A 2634-nucleotide genomic window follows, 5' to 3' on the forward strand; every position below is an offset into this window, starting at 1 on the left:
TGGAACTCAAACCAGAAGATCTGGGGTTTTTACCAACCCTGGCACCAACCAACTAATTTGACGTTAGTCAGAATTTTAAAACATCAATAATGGGTAAGAAGAAAATTTTTATTGGACTGGTAATCATATTTATTTTTAGTTTAAAGGCTTTCACACAAGAAGAAACTGAGCCTTATTATTTTGAGTACAACCGTATAAAGTACTTTGCCCCTGCAGGACCAATTTCTAACGCTGAAAGCAAAATTTTAAAATATAATTCCTATATAACAATTGATTTAAATATAGGACAGGTAATTATTCTTACATATTCTTCAGATGGCCCAAATAAATCTATATATGAAATTAAAAATATAAGCGAATTACAGACCAATAAAGGAAACGGACAATTTTTTATATTAGACTGTAGAGCAAGTAATCATGCAAAAGTTTTAATAGAACTGAGTTATAGCGGTGAATGGATTAAAAGAACAATCCCACATAATGGTATTTATCATAAATATTACAGTATTTAAAAAATGCACCAATTTTTATTTGACACCAATTTTTATAGGAATTCTGTTTTTCGTAAAGAAACTTCAGAAATCAATACGGAACTAGAAAAACAAAAGGAAATAGAATTAAAAAAAGGCTTTAAAGTGGTTTTTCCTATCGTAGCCGCTATTGAGCTGATAAATCATTTAAATGATAATAATTCTACATCTAACGAATGTTTCAAGGCGTTAAAATATCTAGTCAAACATTGTGATAACGGGGATTCAAGGTATTGCATTGCTCCAACATTTTATGATTTATTGACCATTTATTTTTATAATACAACTTCTAAAAGCTTTATCTTTAATAATAACGTTTTAACCTTATCCAGAGAAATTTCTAGTTTAGAAAATGTTAATAGCTTAAATGAGTACAGAGAAGAAATAAACCAAATTATTACCATAAAAGAAGAGGAAAGAACTGAAATAATAAAGAGTATTGAAAATTTCTATTTAACTTCTTTAGATAATGAAGGAAAAGTTAATTGGAATATTTTTGAGGAAAATCCTGAGTTAAAAACAGAATTTAATGAATTAGTTTCTAATAGAGATATTAATAAACTAACAGGTTTATCATTGGTAAAGTTGGCAATGAATCAAACGAATTCAACTCATTTAAACTTATCCAAAGATGACTTTGAAAAAAAGTTTCTCAACCGGGATTTTAAGGTAGCTATAGATTTTTTCGTTAAGAAAATTGTTGAAAAGATTGTTTCGGTAGAGAAAAAGCAATATTTCTATAATCCTTCAACAGATCCAAAGAAACGTTGGAATAGTTTCTATGATATGCAATTCATTTTTGCAGTAGAATTTGAAAATTTAAAAGGGAGAAACACAACTTTTGTTACTAAAGAAAATAAAATCAGAGAAAGTTTTAAAAATAACGGAAAAGATAAGCTTTCAATTTGTCCAAATTCCTATCATAATTTGCTCATTTAAAACAGCTGCCAACAACGCATATTCGCAATTGTGGCCATTTCAATTAAAATAGTATTTTTAGAATCTAAGAAAGAAAAACAAATCGGACTAATCCGTTTCCAGAATACCACAACTGACGAATATACGGGACCGTTGGCAGCAACCTATAACAAGTATATAATGGCAAGAAAATTAATTCTGACTCCTTATGAGGATGCATATCTGACAGCTTTAAATTATCTATTAAACGAAACATCGATTAAAAATTCAAAGACAAAAATTGATGTTCCTCATATATTATTTTCTTCTCTAATAATGGCGGGTGTTGACAAAATTGAGTCCTCAGAAAAATTTGAAAGTTCAAATACCAAATTGATAACTCATATTGATCGAACCGAGTTTCTAGGACCTTGGGCAGACTGCATTAATATGGTTAGGAAAATATTTAATAACTATCAATTAGATACAGATAACAAAGACCAGAGAAATACATCTGAAAATGTTTCGAATCAAATTGGAACGCTTTTTTATGCTTTAAAACATAAATCTTCTATATTGACATTTTCTCCAATTGAGAAAATTGATAGAGCTTTACTACCTCCAGAACTAAAATTTCCTTTAGATATACTATTCTCTTCAATACAAAGTAAAAGTGCAACTTTACCAATTTTGGAATATGATTTACCAAAAAAAGAAGTAGAGCGATTAATTGATGTTTTAAATGGACGAGAATTCAAGAACTACTCCGACGCGCAAAAAGAAATAGAATTAAATAGTAATCTTACTGAGAAAACAATTCACTCAATTGAATTGGCAGGGAAAGAGCTTTACAATAAAAATAGACGGGTTTTAAACCTCAAAGAAAATTTAATTAAAGCTATTCCATTATCAAGTAAGGTTATTGAATTGTTTTTTGGAAAATTACCAGGTATTCTAACAGAATATTCAAGTACAATTTTATCTGATTATTCAAGAGAACAAAAAACTATTCCGCTTTACAATTGTCAACCTATTGTACACGAATTACTTGAAAACAGATAAATAAAATAATTACACAATAGGCAGCTGCCAACAACGGTTCATCGCCAATAAGCGGCACCGTTAGTAAAAAAATAATTAACTTGACCAACAAACCAATACTAAGCCGACAAATCCGCGTCCCTTACTCCGCCAACTGGCGATAACC

3 protein-coding genes are annotated in these 2634 nt (G+C 29.5%); all 3 read left to right on the forward strand.

Annotation, left to right across the window (positions count from 1 at the left end; genetic code table 11):
• Nucleotides 1–89: 89 nt before the first annotated feature.
• Genes AB8M93_RS18585 through AB8M93_RS18595 form a run of 3 tightly spaced genes read left to right on the forward strand, consistent with a single transcriptional unit; the run spans nucleotide 90 to nucleotide 2489 of the window.
• Nucleotides 90–512, forward strand: coding sequence for a hypothetical protein (locus AB8M93_RS18585; protein WP_373060461.1), 423 nt, complete (start codon nucleotides 90–92; stop codon nucleotides 510–512).
• Between the two features lie 3 nt (nucleotides 513–515).
• Nucleotides 516–1469: a hypothetical protein gene (locus AB8M93_RS18590; protein ID WP_373060463.1), complete on the forward strand. Its 954-nt coding sequence runs from the start codon at nucleotides 516–518 to the stop codon at nucleotides 1467–1469.
• 30 nt (nucleotides 1470–1499) lie between these two features.
• Nucleotides 1500–2489 (forward strand): hypothetical protein, encoded by a 990-nt coding sequence (locus AB8M93_RS18595; protein WP_373060465.1) that lies wholly within the window; start codon nucleotides 1500–1502, stop codon nucleotides 2487–2489.
• Nucleotides 2490–2634 lie beyond the last annotated feature (145 nt).

The sequence above is a fragment of the Autumnicola aciditolerans genome (genome assembly GCF_041679265.1).
Classification (GTDB): domain Bacteria; phylum Bacteroidota; class Bacteroidia; order Flavobacteriales; family Flavobacteriaceae; genus Autumnicola.